Origin of the sequence: Halomonas sp. 141 (assembly GCF_002810305.1) — a bacterium.
Taxonomy (GTDB): domain Bacteria; phylum Pseudomonadota; class Gammaproteobacteria; order Pseudomonadales; family Halomonadaceae; genus Vreelandella; species Vreelandella stevensii.
On record NZ_PINZ01000026.1, the window covers coordinates 14,855 to 35,166 of the forward strand.

17 protein-coding genes are annotated in these 20,312 nt (G+C 62.9%); 13 read left to right on the forward strand and 4 right to left on the reverse strand.

From position 1 onward, the window contains the following. Positions 1-50 precede the first annotated feature (50 nt). Both CWI66_RS11775 and CWI66_RS11780 read left to right on the forward strand, forming a co-directional pair. Positions 51-1,157, forward strand: coding sequence for an ABC transporter ATP-binding protein (locus CWI66_RS11775; RefSeq protein ID WP_016914221.1), 1,107 nt, complete (start codon positions 51-53; stop codon positions 1,155-1,157). A 152-nt stretch (positions 1,158-1,309) separates the two neighbouring features. Further along, positions 1,310-2,341, forward strand: a complete 1,032-nt coding sequence (locus CWI66_RS11780) for a LacI family DNA-binding transcriptional regulator (RefSeq protein WP_081135061.1) — start codon at positions 1,310-1,312, stop codon at positions 2,339-2,341. A 9-nt stretch (positions 2,342-2,350) separates the two neighbouring features. Here the strand turns inward: CWI66_RS11780 and gap are convergent, their stop codons facing one another. Next, positions 2,351-3,352, reverse strand: a complete 1,002-nt coding sequence (gap, locus tag CWI66_RS11785) for a type I glyceraldehyde-3-phosphate dehydrogenase (RefSeq protein WP_081135063.1) — start codon at positions 3,350-3,352, stop codon at positions 2,351-2,353. 260 nt (positions 3,353-3,612) lie between these two features. Here gap and pyk point away from each other — a divergent pair, with 260 nt between their 5' ends. Continuing rightward, complete coding sequence (gene pyk / locus CWI66_RS11790; RefSeq protein WP_016914224.1) at positions 3,613-5,079, forward strand: pyruvate kinase; 1,467 nt, start codon at positions 3,613-3,615, stop codon at positions 5,077-5,079. 22 nt (positions 5,080-5,101) lie between these two features. Continuing rightward, complete coding sequence (locus tag CWI66_RS11795) at positions 5,102-5,578, forward strand: methylglyoxal synthase (protein WP_100731776.1); 477 nt, start codon at positions 5,102-5,104, stop codon at positions 5,576-5,578. 34 nt (positions 5,579-5,612) lie between these two features. On the opposite strand, the gene cra is transcribed toward CWI66_RS11795, so the two are convergent. Further along, the gene (gene cra / locus CWI66_RS11800; RefSeq protein WP_100731777.1) at positions 5,613-6,587 is read right to left on the reverse strand and encodes a catabolite repressor/activator; all 975 of its coding nucleotides are present in this window, start codon (positions 6,585-6,587) and stop codon (positions 5,613-5,615) included. A 236-nt stretch (positions 6,588-6,823) separates the two neighbouring features. Here cra and ptsP point away from each other — a divergent pair, with 236 nt between their 5' ends. From ptsP to CWI66_RS11835, 7 genes are all read left to right on the forward strand, one after another. After that, positions 6,824-9,691: a phosphoenolpyruvate--protein phosphotransferase gene (gene ptsP, locus CWI66_RS11805; RefSeq protein WP_100731778.1), complete on the forward strand. Its 2,868-nt coding sequence runs from the start codon at positions 6,824-6,826 to the stop codon at positions 9,689-9,691. Further along, positions 9,691-10,659 (forward strand): 1-phosphofructokinase, encoded by a 969-nt coding sequence (gene pfkB, locus CWI66_RS11810; RefSeq protein WP_100731779.1) that lies wholly within the window; start codon positions 9,691-9,693, stop codon positions 10,657-10,659. The genes ptsP and pfkB overlap by 1 nt, the downstream gene beginning before the upstream one ends. Next, a complete protein-coding gene (locus CWI66_RS11815; RefSeq protein WP_081191965.1) occupies positions 10,656-12,392 on the forward strand; it encodes a PTS fructose-like transporter subunit IIB in 1,737 nt (578 codons plus the stop codon). The genes pfkB and CWI66_RS11815 overlap by 4 nt, the downstream gene beginning before the upstream one ends. A gap of 227 nt (positions 12,393-12,619) precedes the next feature. Further along, complete coding sequence (pgi, locus tag CWI66_RS11820; protein WP_100731780.1) at positions 12,620-14,278, forward strand: glucose-6-phosphate isomerase; 1,659 nt, start codon at positions 12,620-12,622, stop codon at positions 14,276-14,278. 230 nt (positions 14,279-14,508) lie between these two features. Then, complete coding sequence (locus CWI66_RS11825; protein ID WP_100731781.1) at positions 14,509-14,766, forward strand: helix-turn-helix domain-containing protein; 258 nt, start codon at positions 14,509-14,511, stop codon at positions 14,764-14,766. Further along, positions 14,763-16,037, forward strand: coding sequence for a type II toxin-antitoxin system HipA family toxin (locus CWI66_RS11830; protein WP_100731782.1), 1,275 nt, complete (start codon positions 14,763-14,765; stop codon positions 16,035-16,037). Before CWI66_RS11825 ends, CWI66_RS11830 begins: the two co-directional genes overlap by 4 nt. A 52-nt stretch (positions 16,038-16,089) precedes the next feature. Then, on the forward strand, positions 16,090-16,470 hold the full coding sequence (locus tag CWI66_RS11835) for a gamma-glutamylcyclotransferase family protein (protein ID WP_100731783.1): 381 nt from the start codon (positions 16,090-16,092) through the stop codon (positions 16,468-16,470). Here CWI66_RS11835 and CWI66_RS11840 read toward each other — a convergent pair. Next, on the reverse strand, positions 16,448-16,612 hold the full coding sequence (locus CWI66_RS11840) for an isochorismatase (RefSeq protein WP_232710883.1): 165 nt from the start codon (positions 16,610-16,612) through the stop codon (positions 16,448-16,450). The two genes, CWI66_RS11835 and CWI66_RS11840, sit on opposite strands and share 23 nt — an antisense overlap. A 139-nt stretch (positions 16,613-16,751) precedes the next feature. Between CWI66_RS11840 and CWI66_RS11845 the strand changes: the two genes are divergently transcribed. Next, positions 16,752-17,831: a PA0069 family radical SAM protein gene (locus CWI66_RS11845; protein ID WP_100731785.1), complete on the forward strand. Its 1,080-nt coding sequence runs from the start codon at positions 16,752-16,754 to the stop codon at positions 17,829-17,831. 38 nt (positions 17,832-17,869) lie between these two features. Next, entirely contained in the window at positions 17,870-18,166 is a 297-nt protein-coding gene (locus tag CWI66_RS11850) for a winged helix-turn-helix domain-containing protein (RefSeq protein ID WP_081135084.1), read from the forward strand. On the opposite strand, the gene CWI66_RS11855 is transcribed toward CWI66_RS11850, so the two are convergent. Further along, positions 18,084-20,309 (reverse strand): heavy metal translocating P-type ATPase, encoded by a 2,226-nt coding sequence (locus tag CWI66_RS11855; RefSeq protein WP_232710884.1) that lies wholly within the window; start codon positions 20,307-20,309, stop codon positions 18,084-18,086. The two genes, CWI66_RS11850 and CWI66_RS11855, sit on opposite strands and share 83 nt — an antisense overlap. Positions 20,310-20,312: the final 3 nt, after the last annotated feature.

Here is a 20,312-nt window from a genome sequence, read left to right on the forward strand (position 1 = left end):
TAATAATGATAGCCGACCCGATCGCGGGTCGAGGTCGGCAAGGAGTTACCATGGCAAGTGTTACGCTTGAAAAGGTCAACAAGGTCTTTGGACGTGACCACATCATCAAGGATGTGGATCTGGCGATTGGTGACGGTGAATTCGTCGTGTTCGTTGGCCCCTCTGGCTGTGGCAAGTCCACCCTGCTGCGCCTGATCGCCGGGCTCGAGTCGATCACCGACGGCGACCTGAACATTGGTGGCACGGTGGTCAACGACCTGCCGCCACGGGAGCGCGGGGTGGGCATGGTGTTTCAGTCCTACGCCCTTTACCCCCACATGACCGTCTACGACAACATGGCATTTGGCCTGAAGTTGGCCAAGACCGCCAAGGAGACGGTACACGAGCGGGTCATGACCACCGCCAAAATCCTTCAGCTCGAAGAGCTGCTGCACCGCAAGCCCAAGGCGCTTTCGGGGGGCCAGCGCCAGCGGGTGGCCATGGGCCGCGCCATGGCCCGTGAGCCGCGCATACTGCTGTTCGACGAGCCGCTCTCCAACCTGGATGCCTCGTTGCGGGTGCAGATGCGCAACGAAATCGCCCGCCTGCACAACCGGCTGGGCTCCACCATGATCTACGTCACCCATGACCAGGTGGAAGCCATGACCCTGGCCGACAAGATCGTGGTCCTCAACCGTGGCCATGTGGAGCAAGTGGGCAGCCCCCACGAACTCTACCAGCGCCCGGCCACCAAATTCGTGGCAGGCTTCATTGGCTCGCCCACCATGAACTTCCTGCCAGCCCAGTTGACCAGCGGCTCCACCGACGGCTGCCGAGTCAAGGCCACGGGCATTGGCGAACTGGCGCTGCCACAATCGGCAGAAAGCTACTCGCCCGGCACGGGCCTGACCCTGGGAGTACGCCCCGAGCACCTGCGCCTGGAAGCCCCGCAAGGCGACAACTGCTTCGACATCGTCAATGTCGAGTATCTGGGTAACGAGGTGTATGTCTACCTGGAGCCTAAGGAAGGCAGTACGCTGCTGATTCATCGCAGCGAGGCCCCCAGCCAATGGCAGGAGGGTCAGCAAGTGTCGCTGGTGCCCGATCAGGCGCATGTACACCTGTTCGATGAAAGCGGCAGCGCACTGACGCTGTCGGCCAAACGTTCGGCGGCCTGAACCCCAGATCGCCCTCTTCGGCCCTGACCCAAGCGCCCTTCAATGAAGGGTAGTCTTGGCCCCCTCAGGGCCGCTATCCTGTGCAACACTCGAATAATTAGCCTGCGTCCTACTTAACCTGCTCAGGAAGCACCGTGACCGTTTCCCGTCGAATGACCCTAAAAGACCTGGCGCTGGAACTTGGCGTTTCCACCGCGACGATCTCCAATGCCTTCAATCGCCCGGACCAGCTCTCCCCCTTGCTGCGCGAACGCATCCTGCGCGAAGCCAAGCGGCTGGGTTACAACGGCCCCGATGCCAAGGCACGCAGCCTGCGCACCGGGCGCTCCAGCATCGTGGCGGTGATCCTGGCCGAGAGCCTGACCTACAGCCTCAACGATGCCGTGGCCAGCGAGTTTCTCTCCGGCGTGGCAGAGGTGCTCGATGCCCACGGGCATACCCTGCTGCTGCTGCCGGGTCGCGGACACGCGTCACAGCTACCCAATTCCGCCAACATTGCCGATGGCTTCATCGTCTACGGGCTGATGCCCAATGGCAAGATGATCGATGAGTTGCCCACCCAGCGGCCGCTGGTTTCAGTGGATTTCGACATCGACGGTTACCCTACGGTGCATATCGACGACCGTGACGCCAGCTACGCCATGGCCATGCACGCCCTGAAGCAACGGCCCGAACGCCCTGCCATCATCAATTTGCGGCTAACCAAAGAGCACTGCAATGGACGGGTGACCGCTGCGCATACGCTGCTGCCCGACAGCAGCACCATCAGCCGCGCGCGGCTGGCAGGCTTTCACGCTGCGCTTGCCGAACACGGCTTCGATACCGACACGGTCCCGTTATGGAATATCGAGGAAAATGTCTACGACGTGTGCGCCCCGGTACTCACCGAGATACTCGATCAACCCGCCAGCCAACGCCCTGACCTGCTGCTGTGCATGTCTGATCGCATCGCGCTGACAGCGCTGACACTGGCCGAGCAACGCGATATCAGCGTGCCTGACACGCTGCGCATCACTGGGTTCGATGGGATTGCCGAAGGGCAGTACCGGGCACCGCGACTGACCACGGTGCGCCAGGATAGCACTGGCAAGGGGCGTGTAGCCGCCAGCATGATTCTGGGTCGCATCCCCAAGGCCCAGCAGCTGCTCAAGACCGAGCTGTTGCTGGGCGACACCTGCCCTTGAGACGCCTGATCAGGCGGTTTTCTGCATGGCGATAGCGGTATCCAGCATACGGTTGGAGAAGCCCCATTCGTTGTCGTACCAGGCCATGATCTTCACCAAACGCCCATTCACACGGGTGTGATTGGCATCGAAAATCGACGAGTGGGCGTTGTGATTGAAGTCAATCGACACCAGCGGCTGAGCATTGACATCCAGCACCGCAGAGCCTGCAGCGGCTTTCTCGACGATGGCGTTGATCTCTTCTTTGGTCGTGTCACGCCCGGCGGTGAACGTCAGGTCGACCAGTGACACGTTGATCACGGGCACTCGCACGGCCAGGCCATCGAATTTGCCCGCCAGCTCCGGCAGCACCAGACCAACCGCCTGAGCCGCACCGGTCCTGGTGGGAATCATCGAGTGCGTGGCACTGCGCGCCCGGTACGGGTCCGAGTGATAGACGTCCGACAGGTTCTGGTCGTTGGTGTACGCGTGCACGGTGGTCATCAGACCGTTCTCGATGCCCACGGCATCGTTCAACGCCTTCGCCACGGGGGCCAGGCAGTTGGTGGTGCATGAAGCGTTGGAAACGACCTTGTGCTCGGCGGTGAGCACGTCGTCGTTGACGCCGTAGACCACGGTGGCATCGGCATCCGGGCTGGGCGCCGAGATCAGCACCCGCTGGGCACCGGCGGCAAGGTGTTTGGCCGCCGCGTCACGCTTGGTGAACAGGCCAGTACACTCCATCACCAGGTCCACGTTCAGGGCTGACCAGGGCAGATTGGCCGGGTCACGCTCGGAGGAAATGGCGATTCGGTCGCCGTCCACGGTGATGCTCTCGGCGTCGTGCTCTACCGTGAAGGGAAAATGGCCGTGCACCGTGTCGTGGCGCAGCAGGTGGGAATTCAATGAAGGGTCACCCAGGTCGTTGATGGCAACCACCTGAACGCGGTCACGGTAGCCGTTCTCATACAGTGCGCGCAGCACGTTACGGCCGATCCGTCCAAATCCGTTAATGGCAACTCTTATTGTCATGGTAGCACCTCTATCAAGCAGTGGTCGTCGATGGCGTATTCAGTAAAAAAATTACTAAAAATACGTCTTTAATCACCTGAAGGCCGATTAAAACCTGCCATAACCGCCCCAAAAGGCTAATAACTATCCAATATGTAGTAAAATTACTATATAAAGGCTATCGTAGTCCAATACTTAATGACCGATTCATCGGCCTGCGCGGCAACGCTCCACGGCTAGCTGTTTTGAGCGTTGCCCCTACCTATTCAGGAGTCTGCCCCATGACCACCCCAGCGCCCTCTTCGCCGCTTCGTCGTACCAAAATCGTGGCCACGCTAGGCCCGGCCAGTGATCGCCCCGGCGTGCTGGAGGCCATGCTCAAGGCGGGCGTGGATGTGGTGCGCCTCAACTTCTCCCACGGTTCGGCAGATGACCATCGTCGTCGGCTCAACGACGTGCGCGAGATTGCCCAACGCCTGGGCCGCAGCGTGGCAGCGCTGGGCGACCTGCAAGGGCCCAAGATTCGCATCTCGCGCTTTATCGAAGGGTCCGTGCAGCTGGAGGTCGGCCAGCCCTTCGTACTCGACATGACGCTGGATGCCCAGCAAGGCACCACCGAGCGAGTTGGCTGCGATTACAAGGCGCTGATCGAGGACGTGCACCCGGGCGACAGGCTGCTGCTCGACGACGGCCGCGTGGTGCTGGACGTCACCTCGATTAGCGGGCAGGAAGTGCACACCCGGGTACACGTGGGTGGCAAGCTTTCCAACAACAAGGGCATCAACAAGCAGGGCGGCGGCCTTTCCGCCCCGGCGCTGACCGACAAGGACAAACAGGACCTGCAGACCGCCATCGAGATTGGCGTCGATTACCTGGCCGTGTCGTTTCCCCGCAGCGCGGCGGACATGCAGGAAGCCCGCACCCTGCTGGGAGAAGCAGGCAAGGAGATCGGCCTGGTGGCCAAGCTGGAGCGTGCCGAAGCCGTGGCGGACGACGCAACCCTGGACGGCATCATCGTGGCCTCCGAAGCGGTCATGGTCGCCCGGGGGGATCTGGGTGTGGAAATTGGCGACGAAGCGCTGATCGGCACCCAAAAACGCATCATCAAGCACGCCCGCACGCTGAACCGCGCCGTGATCACCGCCACCCAGATGATGGAGTCGATGATCGAGTCACCGCTGCCCACCCGCGCCGAGGTATTCGACGTGGCCAATGCCGTGCTGGATGCCACCGATGCAGTGATGCTGTCGGCGGAGACCGCCGCAGGCGACTACCCGGTCGAAACCATTGAAGCCATGAACCGCGTCTGCCTGGGCGCCGAGCGGGAACGGGTGGCCCAGGCGTCCGGGCACCGGATTCACGAGGGTTTCGAGCGCATCGATGAAACCATCGCCCTGTCGGCCATGTACGCCGCCAACCACCTGACGGGCGTGCGCGCCATCGCCTGCATGACCTCCACCGGCTACACCCCGTTGATCGCGTCACGCATCCGCTCTGGCTTGCCGATCGTCGGCCTGGCCCATAGCCCGATTGCCCAGCGCCGCATGGCGCTCTATCGCGGTGTGGTCTCGCTGCCGTTCGATACCAGCCAGATGGCCGCAGATCAGGTCAATGCAGAAGCCATCAAACTGCTCAAGACCCACGGATTGGCACGCCCGGGCGAGCATGTCATTCTTACTCGCGGCGACCACATGAATGCCCACGGTGGCACCAACACAATGAAAGTGCTGGCCGTTGACGCCGACTAATCCTTGCTCTGGAGAGCCCGACATGACCGATGCCCGCCCACCCCGCCAGGCCGTACGTACGCTGCCCGCACGCAAGCGCATTGCGCTGATCGCCCACGACGGCAAGAAAACGGAGATGCTGGCGTGGGCGGAGCGCTGGAAGGATACGCTCAGCCAGCACACCCTGGTGGGCACCGGCACGACCTCGGGGCGGCTGACCACCTCGCTGGGCCTGCAGGTGGAAGGGCTGATGAGCGGGCCACTGGGCGGCGACCAGCAAATTGGTGCCCGAATTGCCGAGCAGCAGCTCGATATTCTGATCTTCTTCTGGGACCCCTTCGCCCCCCAGCCCCACGACCCGGACGTCAAGGCCCTGCTGCGCCTGGCCGCCCTGTGGAACGTGCCGGTGGCCTGCAACGCCGCCAGCGCCGATTTTCTACTCTCCTCCCCTTACCTGGGGGAGCACTACGAGATGGCCATTCCCGATGCCAACGCCTGGGCCCAGGCGCGCTCGGTGTGAGCGCCGCCCGGGCATTCACTTCACATCAGAATATTTAGCGGGAACGCAGGTGGCGCTCGACCACCTGCTGGCCAGGCTGGTAACGCCCATTCATGGCATCCAGTGCACATTGCAGCGTCAGCTCGGCAATGCGGTCGTAATCCTGCAGTGCCGAATTGACCGGCTGAGGCAGGAAATCCAATAAGCGGTGATCGCCAAACGTGGCCAGCCGCAGCGACGCGGACAGCCCGCCTCTGGCCAGCAGCTCGTCGAAGACACCTTCCATCAGCGCATAGGACCCGGTGACCAGCGCATCCACCGGGCCGTTCTCAAACGCCTGGCGCGCCAGCGCGACCCCGACATCGCGTTCGTAGCGCTCGCCGCTGAACGTCAACGCCTGGATATTCTGCCCGGCCAGCGCCTGCTGAAACCCGGCCCGCCGCTCTCGGCTCACCGACAGCTCTGGCATGGCATCCAGCCACGCCACCGTGCGCGTGGCGGGGCTGATGACCGAGCGGGTCAACGCATACGCCGCCTGCTGGTCATTGCTGACCACACTGGCAAAGCGGTGCGGCGCCAGCCCTCGGTCCATGCCCACCACGCTCCAACCCTCCTCCGCCAGGTCGGCATAAAAGGGGTCGTTTTCCGGCAGACAGCTGGCGGTGATCAGCACTTCACAACGCTGGGCACGTAGCGCCAGCGCCAGCGCTCGCTCGCTCTCGGCACAATCATCGGAGCTGACCAACAAAAGCTGATAGCCCCGCTCGCGGGCGCCCCGCTCCAGCCGCTTGGCCAGCCGGGCGTAGCTGATGTTTTCGAGGTCTGGAACGATCAAGCCAATCAAACGGCTTGCGCCACGGCGCAGAGCTGCGGCCTGTGGGTCGATGTGGTAGCGATACTCGCGCACCACCGCCATGACTTTTTCGATGGTGGCGGCACTGATTCGCCGCTGTTCGGCCTGGCCGTTGATTACATAGCTTGCCGTGGTGCGCGAGACCCCGGCCAGCCGGGCAATATCGGCAAGTGTCATGCTGGTTTCTCCCCTAATAAAGTCAGCAGTTTAGCAGCCGCTTCACCCTCTTCAGACCAAAGTCTAAAAAGACAACCCTTGTGTCTAAAAGTGAATCGATTCAGCATAGCCACTATACACAGGTGACACGATTCATCCAGCTAACCTCAACGCTCTACGACTAACGTTTAATGCGCGCACATTCGCCGCCAATCGCAGACGTTGCCGTTGCCTGACCGCGTTTACAGGAGAACCCTATGCTGACCCTCGGCCCTGATGACATCTTGCTCGACCGCCATGCGCAGGATTGGCAAGCTGCACTCGATAGCGCCGCCAAGGCATTGGCCGAGGCTGGCCTGGTGGAGGCCGAGTACCGCGATGGCCTGCATGCCCGTGAGGCGCAGTCCTCTACTTATCTGGGCAACGCCATTGCCATCCCCCACGGCACCCCGGAAAGCCGCCATCTAGTGAAGCGTACCGGCGTACGCGTGCTGCAGTTCCCCCAAGGGGTTCAGTGGCATGATGGCAACACCGTGCATGTACTGGTCACCATTGCTGCACAAAATGACGAGCACCTGGACATTCTGCGCCAACTGACCCACGTGCTGGACCGGGACGGCGTGGCCAGCGAATTGGCCAACGCCAGTTCAGCCGCCGACGTGGCCCGGCTGCTTTCCCGCCCCGCCGTGGCTCCCAGGCTGGACGCCGACACCCTGTGTGTCAACTTCCCTGCCCGAGACCCGCAGGAGCTGGCCCTGGCCGCCGCGGCCCGGCTGCGCCAAAGCGGCTGCGTCGACAATGCTTTCATCAGCGCCGTGGCCAGCGCTGCGCCCCAGTGGTTGGGCAAAGGCCTCTGGCTCGCCAGCCAGGCAACGGGGGTACGCCAGCCCGCGCTGGGCGTGGCCACGCCCGCTGATACCATCGAACAGGACGGGCGCGCCGTCCACGCCCTCTTCTGCCTGGCGGCCAGCGGCGACAACCACCGCCCGCTGCTCGAACAGCTGCTGGCGCTGGTGGAGAGTGGCCAGAGTGAAAGCCTGATGGGCAAGAGCAGTTCCCAGCTGTTGGCGCTACTGGCGGGAGAAACCGCCCAAACGCAAACACGCCGTGTGCGCGTTCTCAACCCCCACGGCCTGCACGCCCGCCCGGCCAAACAGCTGGTGCAAATCGCCCGCGCCCAGACCATGCCCATCAACGTTCGGCTGGAAGAGGGCAGCGCCACCACCGTCTCGGCGGCCAGTTTGACCAAGGTCATCGGCCTTGGCGCACGCCGCGGCCAGTGGCTGATTTTTTCCGCTGAAGGCGAACAAGCCAACAGCGCGCTGGAAGCTCTCGCCGCCGCCGTGGAAGAGGGCCTGGGCGAGAAAGTCACGCCCTTCGATGGCGGCCGCGAGACCCGCCCCGCCGCTGATACCCGCCAGCCCGATATCACGCCGCTGGCGGCCGATACCCCGCATACCGGCGTGGCGGCGTCTCCGGGGCTGGCCATTGCACCGGTGTTCGTCATTCGTCCGCTGGCGTTCGACTATCCCGAGCACGCCAGCGACCCCGAGGCAGAAGCGCGCCGCCTGAGTGCAGCGCTGCAGGAAGGTGCCGCCCAGCTGCAGGCGCTGGTGCATAACGCACCTGGCGGTGAAGTGGCCGACATCCTCTCCATGCACGAAGAGATGCTGGACGACCCCGAGCTGCGTCAAGCGGCGCTGGACGCCATCGGCGAAGGGCGCTCGGCGGAGGCTGGCTGGTGGGAAGCCATCGACACCGCCGCCCGTGCTCAGGAGATGCTGGCCGACCGGCTGCTGGCAGAGCGGGCCGCCGACCTGCGCGACGTCGGCCGCCGAGTGCTGGGTGTGCTGTGCGACGTGACCCTGCCCGAGCCACCCGACCACCCTTACATTCTGGTGATGGACGACATTGGCCCTTCCGATGTAGCGCGCCTGGACACCTCTCGGGTGCGTGGCCTGCTCACCGTTCGCGGCGGCGCCACCGCGCACAGCGCCATTCTGGCCCGTGCGCTGGGTATCCCGGCAGTGGTGGGTGCAGGCGAAGCGGTCATGGCGCTGGCCGACGGCGGCATGATGATTCTGGATGGCGAGCGCGGCCGCGTGATCTCGCAGCCTTCCGAAGCGCGGCTGCGGCGCGCCGAACAGCAGCTGCTCGACCAGCAGCAGCGTGAAGCCGACGCCTGGGAGCTACGCTTCGAGCAGGCCCAGACCCGCGACGGCCACCGGGTTGAGGTCGCTGCCAACCTGGGCAATACGGCCCACGCCGCCGATGCCGTCGAGCGTGGCGCCGAGGGCGTTGGTCTGCTGCGCACCGAGTTTCTGTTCATGGCTTACGCCAGCGCTCCGGATTTGGCGACGCAGATCGCCGAGTACCGTGAAGCCACCGATGCACTCGCTGGCCGACCGCTGGTCGCCCGAACGTTGGACGTGGGCGGCGACAAGCCCCTGCCCTACTGGCCAGTCCCCCAGGAAGACAACCCCTTCCTCGGCCTGCGCGGCATTCGCCTGGCGCTGACCCAGCCGGACGTGCTGGAAACGCAGCTTCGCGCCCTGCTGATGGCCGCCGTAGGCAAACCGCTGCGCATCATGCTGCCGATGGTCAAGGACGTGGCCGAATTCCGCGCCGCCAAAGCCATCTACGACCGACTGCTCAAGGAGATCCCTGAGCAGCAGCGCGCCACCGACGTGCAGCTTGGCGTGATGATCGAGGTGCCCTCCAGCGCGCTGCTGGCACCGACGCTGGCCGCCGAAGTGGACTTTTTCTCGGTGGGCACCAACGACTTGACCCAGTACACCCTGGCCATCGACCGCGGCCACCCGGAGCTGTCTGCCCAGGCCGACGGCCTGCACCCGGCCGTACTGCGGCTGATCCAGATGACCGTCGACGCAGCCCACGCCCACGGCAAGTGGGTCGGCGTCTGTGGCGAGCTGGCATCGGATGCCATGGCGGTTCCGGTGCTGGTGGGCCTCGGCGTCGACGAGCTGTCGGTCAGCGCGCGGCAGATCCCGCTGGTCAAGGCCCGCCTGCGGGAGTTCGACCTGGCAGAAGCGCAGGCCACGGCGCAGCTGGCCCTGAGCAAGGCAACCAGCGATGACGTGCGCGATGCGCTGGAGGCTCGCTGATGGCACGAGTGGTCTGCATCACGCTGAACCCGGCCCTGGACCTCGCCTTCGACCTGGAGACGCTGACGCTGGGGCAGGTCAATCGCCCCACTCACGCCCAGCTGGAGGCGGCGGGCAAGGGGGTCAACGTCGCCAGGGTGCTGGCCAGCCTTGGCCATGAGGTGGTCGTCAGCGGCTTTCTGGGCCAGGACAACGATGCCCCCTTTCGCCTGACCTTTCCGCATTACGGCGTTCAAGACGCCTTCGTACGGGTGCCGGGCAACACCCGTATCAATGCCAAGCTTGCCGAACAGAGCGGCCGGGTGACCGATATCAACGGCCCCGGCATGCCCATTGACGCAGCTCACCTCAACGCCCTCCGCCAAGTGCTCAACGGCCTGTTCGAGGGCACCGCCCCGCAGGCCATCGTCGTGGCAGGCAGCCTGCCGCCGGGCATCGACTCGGCCATCTTCGGTGAGCTACTCGATTTCCTGAAAGGCTTTGGCGTGCCGCTGTGGGTGGATACCAGCGGTCCGGCACTGCTGACGGCCATCGCCGCCCAGCCTGCGGCGGTGAAGCCCAATGAAACCGAGCTGGCCGAGTGGGCGGGGCACGCCCTCGATTCCGATGCCCAGCGCCACGCTGCTGCCCAGCGGCTGCATGCCAGCGGTATCGAACACGCGCTGATTTCCGCCGGTGCCGAAGGCGTCTTGTGGGCCAGCCAGTACGGCACTTGGCACTCGACGCCGCCCAGCGTTCACGCAGTCAACACCGTGTGCGCGGGCGATACCTTCGTGGCGGGCATGCTGCATGGGCTGCTGAGCCAGCACGCCCCCGACGCCACGCTGCGCTTCGCCACGGCGCTGTCTGCCGAAGCCGTTCGCCATGTTGGCGTGGGCAACCCCCACGCCGACGATTTCGACTCACTCCAACAACAGACCCGGGTACGGCGTCTTGACGACACCCACACCGAGGGAGCCACGCGATGAACCTGATCCTGATTACCGCCTGCCCCAGCGGCATGGCGACCACCTTCCTGGCCGCCAAGCGCCTGGAACAAGCCGCCACCCGGCTGGGCTGGCACGTCCATGTGGAAATGCATGGTGAAATTGCCCCTCTGCAGGCGGCCACCGCCGAACAGATCGCCAACGCCGACCTGATCGTGGTCGCCGCCGACCAGGTCCCGGCCCCGGAGCGTTTCGAAGGTAAGCGGCTGTTCAAGGCGCCGATTGCCAGCGCCCTTCCCGACCCTACGGCGTTTTTGACCCAGGCAAAACGCGACGCCCCTCTGTATAGCTCCCCGGCCACCACCGCAGCGGCCCCCGCCGGCAGCCCAGGCGGCCAACGCATCGTTGCCGTCACCGCCTGCCCCACCGGCGTTGCCCACACCTTCATGGCCGCCGAAGCGCTGGCCGAAGCGGGCAAGGCCATGGGCCACCAGATTCGCGTGGAAACCCAGGGCTCGGTGGGTGCACAAAACCAGCTCACCGATGAAGAGATCGCCGCCGCCGACGTGGTCGTGCTGGCCTGCGACATCGAAGTGGACCCTTCTCGCTTTGCGGGCAAGCGCATTTATCGCACCTCCACCAGCAACGCGCTGAAAAAGCCCCGCCCGACGCTGGAAGCCGCGCTGACTGACGCGGCGGTGGAAGATAGCACCAGCGCTGCTGGCGGCGCCTCGGCCAAAAAGGGGATCAAGGAAAAAGGCGTCTACAAGCACCTGCTGACCGGCGTTTCCTTCATGCTGCCCATGGTCGTCGCGGGCGGCCTGTTGATTGCCCTGTCGTTCGTGTTTGGTATCGAAGCGTTTCAGGAAGAAGGCACCCTGGCGGCAGCATTGATGCAGATCGGTGGCGGCACCGCCTTTGCACTGATGATTCCCGTGCTGGCAGGCTACATTGCCTACTCGATTGCCGACCGCCCCGGCATCGCCCCCGGCATGATCGGCGGCATGCTGGCCGCCAATATCGATGCCGGTTTCATCGGCGGCATTCTGGCCGGCTTCCTGGCAGGCTATGTGGCGCTGGCCGTGACGCGGTACGTCAAGCTGCCTGCCAGCGTGGAATCCCTCAAGCCGATCCTGATCATCCCATTCGTGGCCAGCCTGGTCACCGGCCTGACCATGATCTACGTGATCGGCGAACCCGTGGCCGCCATCATGGCCGCCCTGACCGGCTTCCTCTCCTCCATGGGCTCTACCAACGCCGTACTGCTGGGCATTCTGTTAGGCGCCATGATGTGCTTCGACCTGGGTGGGCCCGTCAACAAAGCCGCCTACACCTTCGGCGTGGGCCTGCTGGCATCGCAAACCTACGCGCCCATGGCGGCCATCATGGCAGCGGGCATGGTGCCTGCCATTGGCATGGGCATCGCCAGCTTTGTGGCGCGCAACAAGTTCTCAGCCCCTGAACGGGAAGCGGGCAAGGCATCGTTCGTGCTGGGCCTGTGCTTCATCAGCGAAGGCGCGATTCCCTTTGCCGCGAAAGACCCGCTGCGGGTAATTCCGGCCTGTATCGCGGGTGGCGCGGTGACCGGCGCGCTCTCCATGCTGATCGGCGCTCAGCTGATGGCGCCCCACGGCGGTATCTTCGTGCTCCTGATCCCCAACGCCATCACCCCGGCGTTCCTCTACCTGGGGGCGATCATTGCGGGCTCCTTGATTACTGGCCTGGGCTATGCGTTCATCAAGCGCGGTGCTGCACAGGTAGCGGTGGCCAGCTAACGGTTGCATATTGGCCTTACCAGGGGCGGGCCCAGGCCCGCCCTTTTTGTAGCCAAGTCCTTCAGCTGGCCCAATCTCTCGTTTTATTACTCATTTTCAAGCGATTCAAGCCGTGCAGCGCTTCCATGGCGCTCAATATGTAGTATTTTTACATAAACAAGAATCACGATTGGAGGCACGCCCTCTGATTCGGAACAACGATGTAAAAACAAATAGGACCGCACGTTATGTTTCAACTCACCCGCAGCGTTACCTGGCAGGCCCTGGAGCGCCTGCGCGATCAAACCACCAACGATCGCATTCGCGACTATTTTTCCCACGACCCGAAGCGCTTCGAAAAAATGAGCCTGCGTGTCGGAGGCCTTTTTCTGGACTACTCCAAGCACCAGGTGTCTGATGCGGTACTGGCCAAGCTGATCGAACTGGCCGACCACTCGGCCCTGGTACAGCGCCGCGCTCAGATGTTCTCCGGCGACATCATCAACGTCACCGAAAACCGCCCGGTACTGCACACCGCGCTACGCCATTTGGGCAACGAGCCGGTCTACGTGGACGGCGAAGACGTGATGCCCGAAATCACCCGCACCCGCGAGCAGATTAAGGTGTTCTCCGAGGCGGTGCGTAACGGCGAGTGGAAAGGCTACAACGGCCAGCGCATCAAGGACGTGGTCAATATCGGCATTGGCGGCTCGGACCTGGGCCCCAACATGGCGGTGCGAGCGCTGCTGAAATACCGGCATCCGGAGCTGCACTTCCACTTCGTGTCCAACGTGGACGGCACTCACATTCAGAAGGTGCTCTCACGGCTCGACCCCGCCACCACGCTGTTCATCGTCTCTACCAAGACCTTTTCCACTCAGGAGACCCTGCTCAACGCCAAGACTGCGCGGCGCTGGTTCCTGGAGAACGCCGGGGAAGACGCCGACGTAGGGGCGCACTTCATTGCCGCCTCTACCAACCGCAAAGCGGCCATGGAGTTCGGCATTCGTGAAGAGAACGTGTTCGAATTCTGGGCCTGGGTGGGCGGCCGCTACTCCATGTGGTCTTCCATTGGCCTGCCCATTGCGCTCTCGATTGGCTTCGAAGGCTTTATCGAGCTGCTGGAAGGCGCCCACGAGATGGACCGCCACTTCATCGAAGCGCCGTTCGCCCAGAACATGCCCGTATTGATGGCGCTGATCGGCATTTGGTACATCAACTTCATTGGCGCCGAAACCCAGGCCATCGTGCCCTACGACCAGGCGCTGAACCAGCTGCCCTCTTTCCTGCAGCAGCTGGACATGGAGTCCAACGGTAAGTCGGTGGATATTTTCGGCCACCCGGTGAATTACAAGACAGGCCCCATCGTGTGGGGGCAAACCGGCTCCAACGGCCAGCACGCGTTCTTCCAGCTGTTGCACCAGGGCACCCGCTACGTGCCCATCGACTTCATCGCTTCGCTCAAGCCGGAGCCGGGCGTGGAAGACCACCACTTTGCCCTGCTCACCAACATGCTGGCCCAGGCCAACGCCTTCATGGAAGGCAGCCAGGGCGACAGCAAAGAACTGAGCCAACTGGACCCCTACAGCTGCCCCGGCAACCGCCCTTCCAGCACGCTGCTGCTGGACGAGCTGACGCCGAAGAACCTCGGCGCGCTGATTGCGCTGTATGAGCACAAGGTGTTCGTTCAGGGCGTGATCTGGAATATCAACTCCTTCGACCAGTGGGGCGTGCAGCTCGGCAAACGCATTGCCGGTGAGATCAGCGAGCGCATCGACGCCAACGCCGCCGACTTCGACGCCTCCACCCAGGGCCTGCTGGAACTCGTCCGCGCCCACTTCCCGGGCACCGCACACCGCACAGACCCCGAAGCCGGAGACAAAAAGCCCGCTCGCAAGAAGCGTTAGGCTCAAGCGGCACTGACTGATGGCCTCCACTACGGTGGGGGCCATTTTTTATGCCCAGACTTACGCAGTGCCAGGTAGCGAATCGTTACAGCCCACCGGCCACGCTTTCCCCATAGGGATAAAATTACCGCTTTCCACTGACACTGCCTCTTATTTTCCCTATCGGGAAAGTTAGGCTACTATACGTATTCCAGTCCGGTAATTTTCCTTATAGGGAAACGGGAGCGTATATGCCTACCCTACCTGCCCCAACCAACACAGCGCTTTATTCGATTGAATCCGCCAGCAGTCTTGGCCTGATCATCCGTCAGGCTCGTAAACGCCAGCATCTGACCCTGGAAACCCTAGCGGGGCTGTGCGGCATCAGTATTCGCTTTTTAAGTGAACTCGAAAACGGCCGCGACACATGCGGCATGGGCAGAGTATTGCGCGTCCTGGAAACACTCGGTATCGAGCTTTTGGCACAGCCAATGGATAGCGATTCATGACCACTGAAACGCTCATTGTGTGGCAGAACTTCCAACGGGTGGGCACACTCTGGCGCGGCGCAGATAGCCGTCTCATGGGCTTTGAGTATGACGCAGAGTGGCAAGCTAGCGGGCAGGCCATTTCCAACAGCCTTCCTTTACACCAACGGACATGGCCGCCCGAAGCACTGACTGCCCATCACTGGTTCGGCAACCTACTGCCAGAAGAGCAAGCACGTGCGGCGATTATCCGCCAACTGGGCATTCCTGATGACGACTTCTCGCTGCTGACCGCGCTTGGTGGAGATTGCGCCGGGGCACTGTCGATTCTGCCGCCTCATCAACTACCAGAACCTGCGTCCAGCAATGACGACGGTACGCCACTGCCGCAAGAAAGACTTAACGAGTGGGCGGCCTTTCAACAACGTTATGCGCTATTTGCAGCGTCACAACCAGCCCCCAGGCCACGTCTTTCACTGGCCGGTGCACAAGACAAGATTCCTGTGATCTGGCGTGAGGAAGCTTTTTATTTGCCCCAAGGCACTGCTGCCTCTTCGCATATCATCAAGTTTGCGGTAGATGGACGCGACCATGTTATTTTCAATGAGCTTTACCTCAACACGCTGGCCAAGCTGGCCGGTATCGAGTGCCCCCGCACTTCAATACGTTATGCAGGGAAGTGCCCACTATTAGTGGTTGAGCGTTACGATAGAGCATGGGTCAACGGCTCTCTGCAACGCGTTCATCAGGAAGATTTATGCCAGGCAATGGGCAGACCGCGTACGCAGAAATACCAGGAGCACGGCGGACCGACGCTGGCCGACTGCTTTCATCTGTTACGTGAGGTATGCAGGCCACCTGCCCCAGCATTGCAACAGTTGCTCCGCTGGCAAATTTTTAACGTATTGGTAGGCAACAGTGATGGCCACGCAAAAAATGTGTCATTACTACAAGATGCAAAAGGCAAATGGCGTATTGCTCCCGCTTACGACTTGGTGGGCACCATTGTTTTAGGATATGACCCTAGCCTGGCATTCTCCATTGGCAACCAAAACAACACCATGCAGCTTTTATCTCGTGACTGGAAGCAGCTGGCGACGCAGAGCCAAATTAGCTATCCATTCATCAAACGAGAGATTGAGCGACTTAAAGCGCTACTGCTTCGATTTGTTGACTCCACAGTAATGCAGCAAGCTTTAATAGAGGCAGGGCTATCCGAGGGCGCTTGGCCACGTTTACAACAACAGCGCCACCACATCGTAAAACAGTGCAAGAAAGCAGCGCATTGGTGACTTCATTCTCTTGCTAAAACCAGCTCCCAGGTAACGAAAAACGAGCATCCTCATGAACTACCTTTACCAGGCAATCCAACGCTGCCCACGCGTGGCGGTATACGGCACGTTAAAGCACGGTCATCGCAATCATCATTGGCTGGGCGGCGCAGACATGCTGGGCCAGGACTGCTTGACGGCGATTACGCTTTACGACTTGGGCCCCTACCCCGGCGCCAAGCTCATGCCCTCCACAGGCGTTTTGGTGGAAGTGTATGCCATCGATGCCGAGCGGCTAGCCCGGCTCGATGAGCTGGAAGATTACCTGCACCACTCTCCGACAGAGGGGATGTACGACCGGGCGGTGCTGGCGACCTCTCATGGCGATGCCTGGTGCTACCTCTACAACCCCGCCGTCGAGGAAGCATCGCTCATTCGCCGCGGCGAGTGGTAAACCGCGCCAGCGCTCCTTGCGTATCCACGATCTGCGCATACTCCCCCGCCAGATTGGCCAGCGACATGGCGTGCACCTCATCGGCAGTACGCTCCATGCCCGCGTAATCGCATTTGGCAAACGTAAACGTCGCGTCGCTCACGACCCAGGTACCGAAACCGAGATTGCCTGCGGTGCGCAAACAGTTGATGGCGCACCGATGCACCTTGCTTGCAGAGCACGACAAACACCCTATACTGTATGGATAAACATATTATAGGTAGCTCAGCGCGAGGCTCCCGATGACGGCCCATAACCTTCCCCGATACGCCGTGCATAAAGGTCGCGGTGCCACTTACGACCCCCATAACCGTTTTTCACCGACCCGCAGCGTCATGGAGGACGATGGCTGGTGGCAAGAGGAAGCTCACCCATCGCTGGCTACCGAAGTGCGCGAAGAGCCCAGCAAAAGCGCGCTCTCCTGGAACCGCTCACCCGATCTGCCCTTTGACCGCTCCCTGAACCCTTACCGTGGCTGCGAACATGGCTGCGTGTATTGCTATGCCCGCCCTTCCCACGCCTATTGGGACCTGTCGCCGGGGCTCGATTTTGAAACCCGACTGATCGCCCGCAGCGGCCTGGTCGAGCATCTGAAGCAGGAGCTTTGCCATCCGCAGTATGTCTGCCGCCCTATCAACCTGTCTGGCAACACCGACTGCTACCAGCCGCTGGAAGCCACATACCAGACGACCCGGCGCCTGCTGGAGCTGCTGCTGGCCTGTCGCCACCCAGTCACCCTGGTGACCAAGAGCACGCTGATCCTGCGTGACCTGGACCTGCTGGCGGAAATGGCGGAGCACCGCTTGGTGCGGGTGTTCGTCAGCCTGACCAGCCTGGACGCCAACCTCAAGCGTACGCTGGAGCCTCGGGCGGCATCGCCCCAGGCACGCTTGAGAGCCATTCGCGAGCTGAACACGGCAGGCATACCGGTAGGCACACTGGTGTCACCGATCATCCCGGGCCTCACCGACCATGAAATCGAGCGCATCCTCGAAGCGGCCAGCCGGGCAGGGGCGCGTACCGCGACCTGGATGCTGCTGCGACTGCCCCATGAAGTCGCCCCTCTGTTCGAAGCCTGGCTGAACGCCCATTACCCGGAACGTGCCGCCAAGGTCATAAGCTTGATGCGCCAATGTCGAGGCGGCCAGAACTACGATGCACGGTTTGGTAAGCGCTTTCGTGGGGAAGGGGTTTTTGCCGACCTGATTGCCCAGCGTTTCCAGCGCGCCAGCCGTCAATGGAACATGCAATCGCGTACCGAGCAGGGCTTGAACACCCGCGACTTTCGGCCACCGCAGGCGCAGGGGGACTTATTTGATTAGACTGCTGGAGTACACATCACCAGGAAGACGCCCTCGCTATGTCGCTCAGTAAAACAAAATCCAGCTTTTACCGCCGCCTATACGTGGCCCACTTGATCGAACAAGGTATTTCCAGCGTGCCTGCGCTGATGGAAGCCACTGGCATGCCCAGGCGCACGGCTCAGGATACCATCGCCTCGCTGAGCGAACTGGACATCGAGTGCGTGTTCGAAAAAGGCGACGGCGAGCGCCATAACATCGGCCACTACGTCATCAAGCAGTGGGGCGCGATCGATCCGCGCTGGGTGGCGCAACATGCTCAGCGGCTGGGTGAGGCGTTGGGCTACCGTGAGTAGGCCAAGGCGCATCGGGCTCGGCCCAGGTCAGCCTCGCGGCGTTGAGTGTGACGCTGAGGGAGCTGGCGGCCATGGCCAGCACGGCGACCAGCGGGGGAATGGCCATGGTGACCACCAACCCCAGCGCCAGGGTGTTATAGAGCGCCGATAGCAGCAGGTTTTGGACCATGATGCGACGCGTTCGCTGGGCAACCCTCAACAGCCTGGCGACCCCCGCAATACCGGGATACAGCAGCTGAGCAGCGGCCCCTTCCCGGGCAGCGTCGCTGGCGTGCAGCGGGGCCACGCCCACCGCCGCCGCCGCCAGGCTCAGCGTGTCGTTGACCCCATCGCCCACGTACAGGGTGGGCGATGGCAACGCCTCCAGCAGGCGTGCCTTGGCCTCCGGGGAGCGCTGGGCATAGCACGCTTCCCGCGGTAGCCCAACGCGCTGGCCCAGCCACTGCACCGGGCCCTGGCGATCTCCGCTGATCAGCGCCAACACGTAACCGGCATCCTGTAACTGGGCAAGCGTGATCTGGGCATCCGGCACGGGCTGGTCGGCCAGGTACAGGGTGGCCAGCCATCCTTGCTCATCCGCCACCAGCACCTCGGATGCAAAGCCATATGCCGGGTGCTTTGCATCGGCGGGGATCTCCTTGCCCTGTTGGGCCAGCCACGCGGTACTGCCCAGCCACCAGGTGTGGCCATCGGCGAAGGTGATGGTTTGCCCGGCCCCCGGCGTTTCATGAACCTCCACCTGCGCCCGCGAGGTGCCGCTTGCCCAGTGGCGCAGTCCGTTCGCCAGCGGGTGTTCACTCTGCCTGACTGCCACGGCCAACTGTTGGCGGAACAGTTCCTCGTCTTCCCCATCACGGAGCATCGCGTGCAGCACGCGATGCTGCCCCTGGGTCAAAGTACCGGTCTTGTCGAACGCCACCGAGCGCACCTTGGCCAACACTTCCAGCGCGGCAGGGTCGCGCAGCGCAATACCCTGCTGGGTGGCCTGGCTGCTGCCCGCTAGGCTTGCCAGCGGCACAGCCAGACCCACGGCGCAGGGGCAGGCCACCACCAGCACCGAGAGCGCGCGCACGCTCGCCTCGTCCCACCCCACGCCCATCAGCCAGGCAATGGGCAGAGTCACTGCCGCCAACACCAGCGCGGCGGGGCTCAGCCAGGCGGCAAACCGTTCGGCCAGGGTGTGCAGCTCGCCTTTTTGCGTTTGAAAGCGACGCATCTGGTCACACAGTTTGTCCATTCGCCGCTGGCCCGCCGTGGCGGTCACGGTCAGTTCCAGCGAGCCGCCCTGCCCACCGCGGCCCATAAAACGACAGCCTGCATACACTGGCTGCCCGGCACCCACGAAGCGCGGCTGGCTTTCACCGGAAAGCGTGGCGGTGTCCAGCCAGCCGTCGGTCTCCAGGCTGCCATCCAGCGGCACCACGTCGCCTGGGGCAACGGCAATGCGTTGGCCCAGCGTGACCTCCTCGATGGCGGTTTCCTGAACCTGCCCTTGATGCAGCACCTGCACCGACGTATCGGGCAGCGCCAGCGCATCGAAGGCTTTCAAGCCCCGCTGACGACACAGCGTTTCGACCAGCCGCCCCACCAATAGCAGGACGATCAGCATCACCGCCGTATCGAAATAGACCTCTACCGAGCCACGCCACAGAAGGCCCAGCGATACCACTACGGCGCCCAGCACGCCCAGGCTCACCAGCACGTCCATACCGGGCCGCCTTGCCCGCAGTGTGCGCCAGCCCGCCCGGTAAAAAGGCAGCCCGGCATAGCTCACCACGGGAATCGCAAAGGCACCCGACACCCAGGCCAGTACGCTCTCCAGCGCGGCCGTGGGCATGGCCCCAGCGTAGATCAGCAGCGAGGCCAGCATGGTCCACATGCCAAATACCGAGCCGACGATCAAGCGCAGGGTCAAGTAACGGCTTTCCTGCTCCAGCCGGGCATGGGCGTCCTGCAGGTCTTCCAGCGGTGCCAGCCGATAGCCCAGCCGCGCCACGTTGGGCGCCAGTGCGTCCAGCGTCGTGGCATCGGGCTCACCCTTCACCCACACGGTGGCGGTCGGGTAATGAACGCTGGCGTCGAGCACGCCCGGCTGCTGTTTGAGCGCTCCTTCCACCGCCAGCGCACAGCTGGTGCACCACATGCC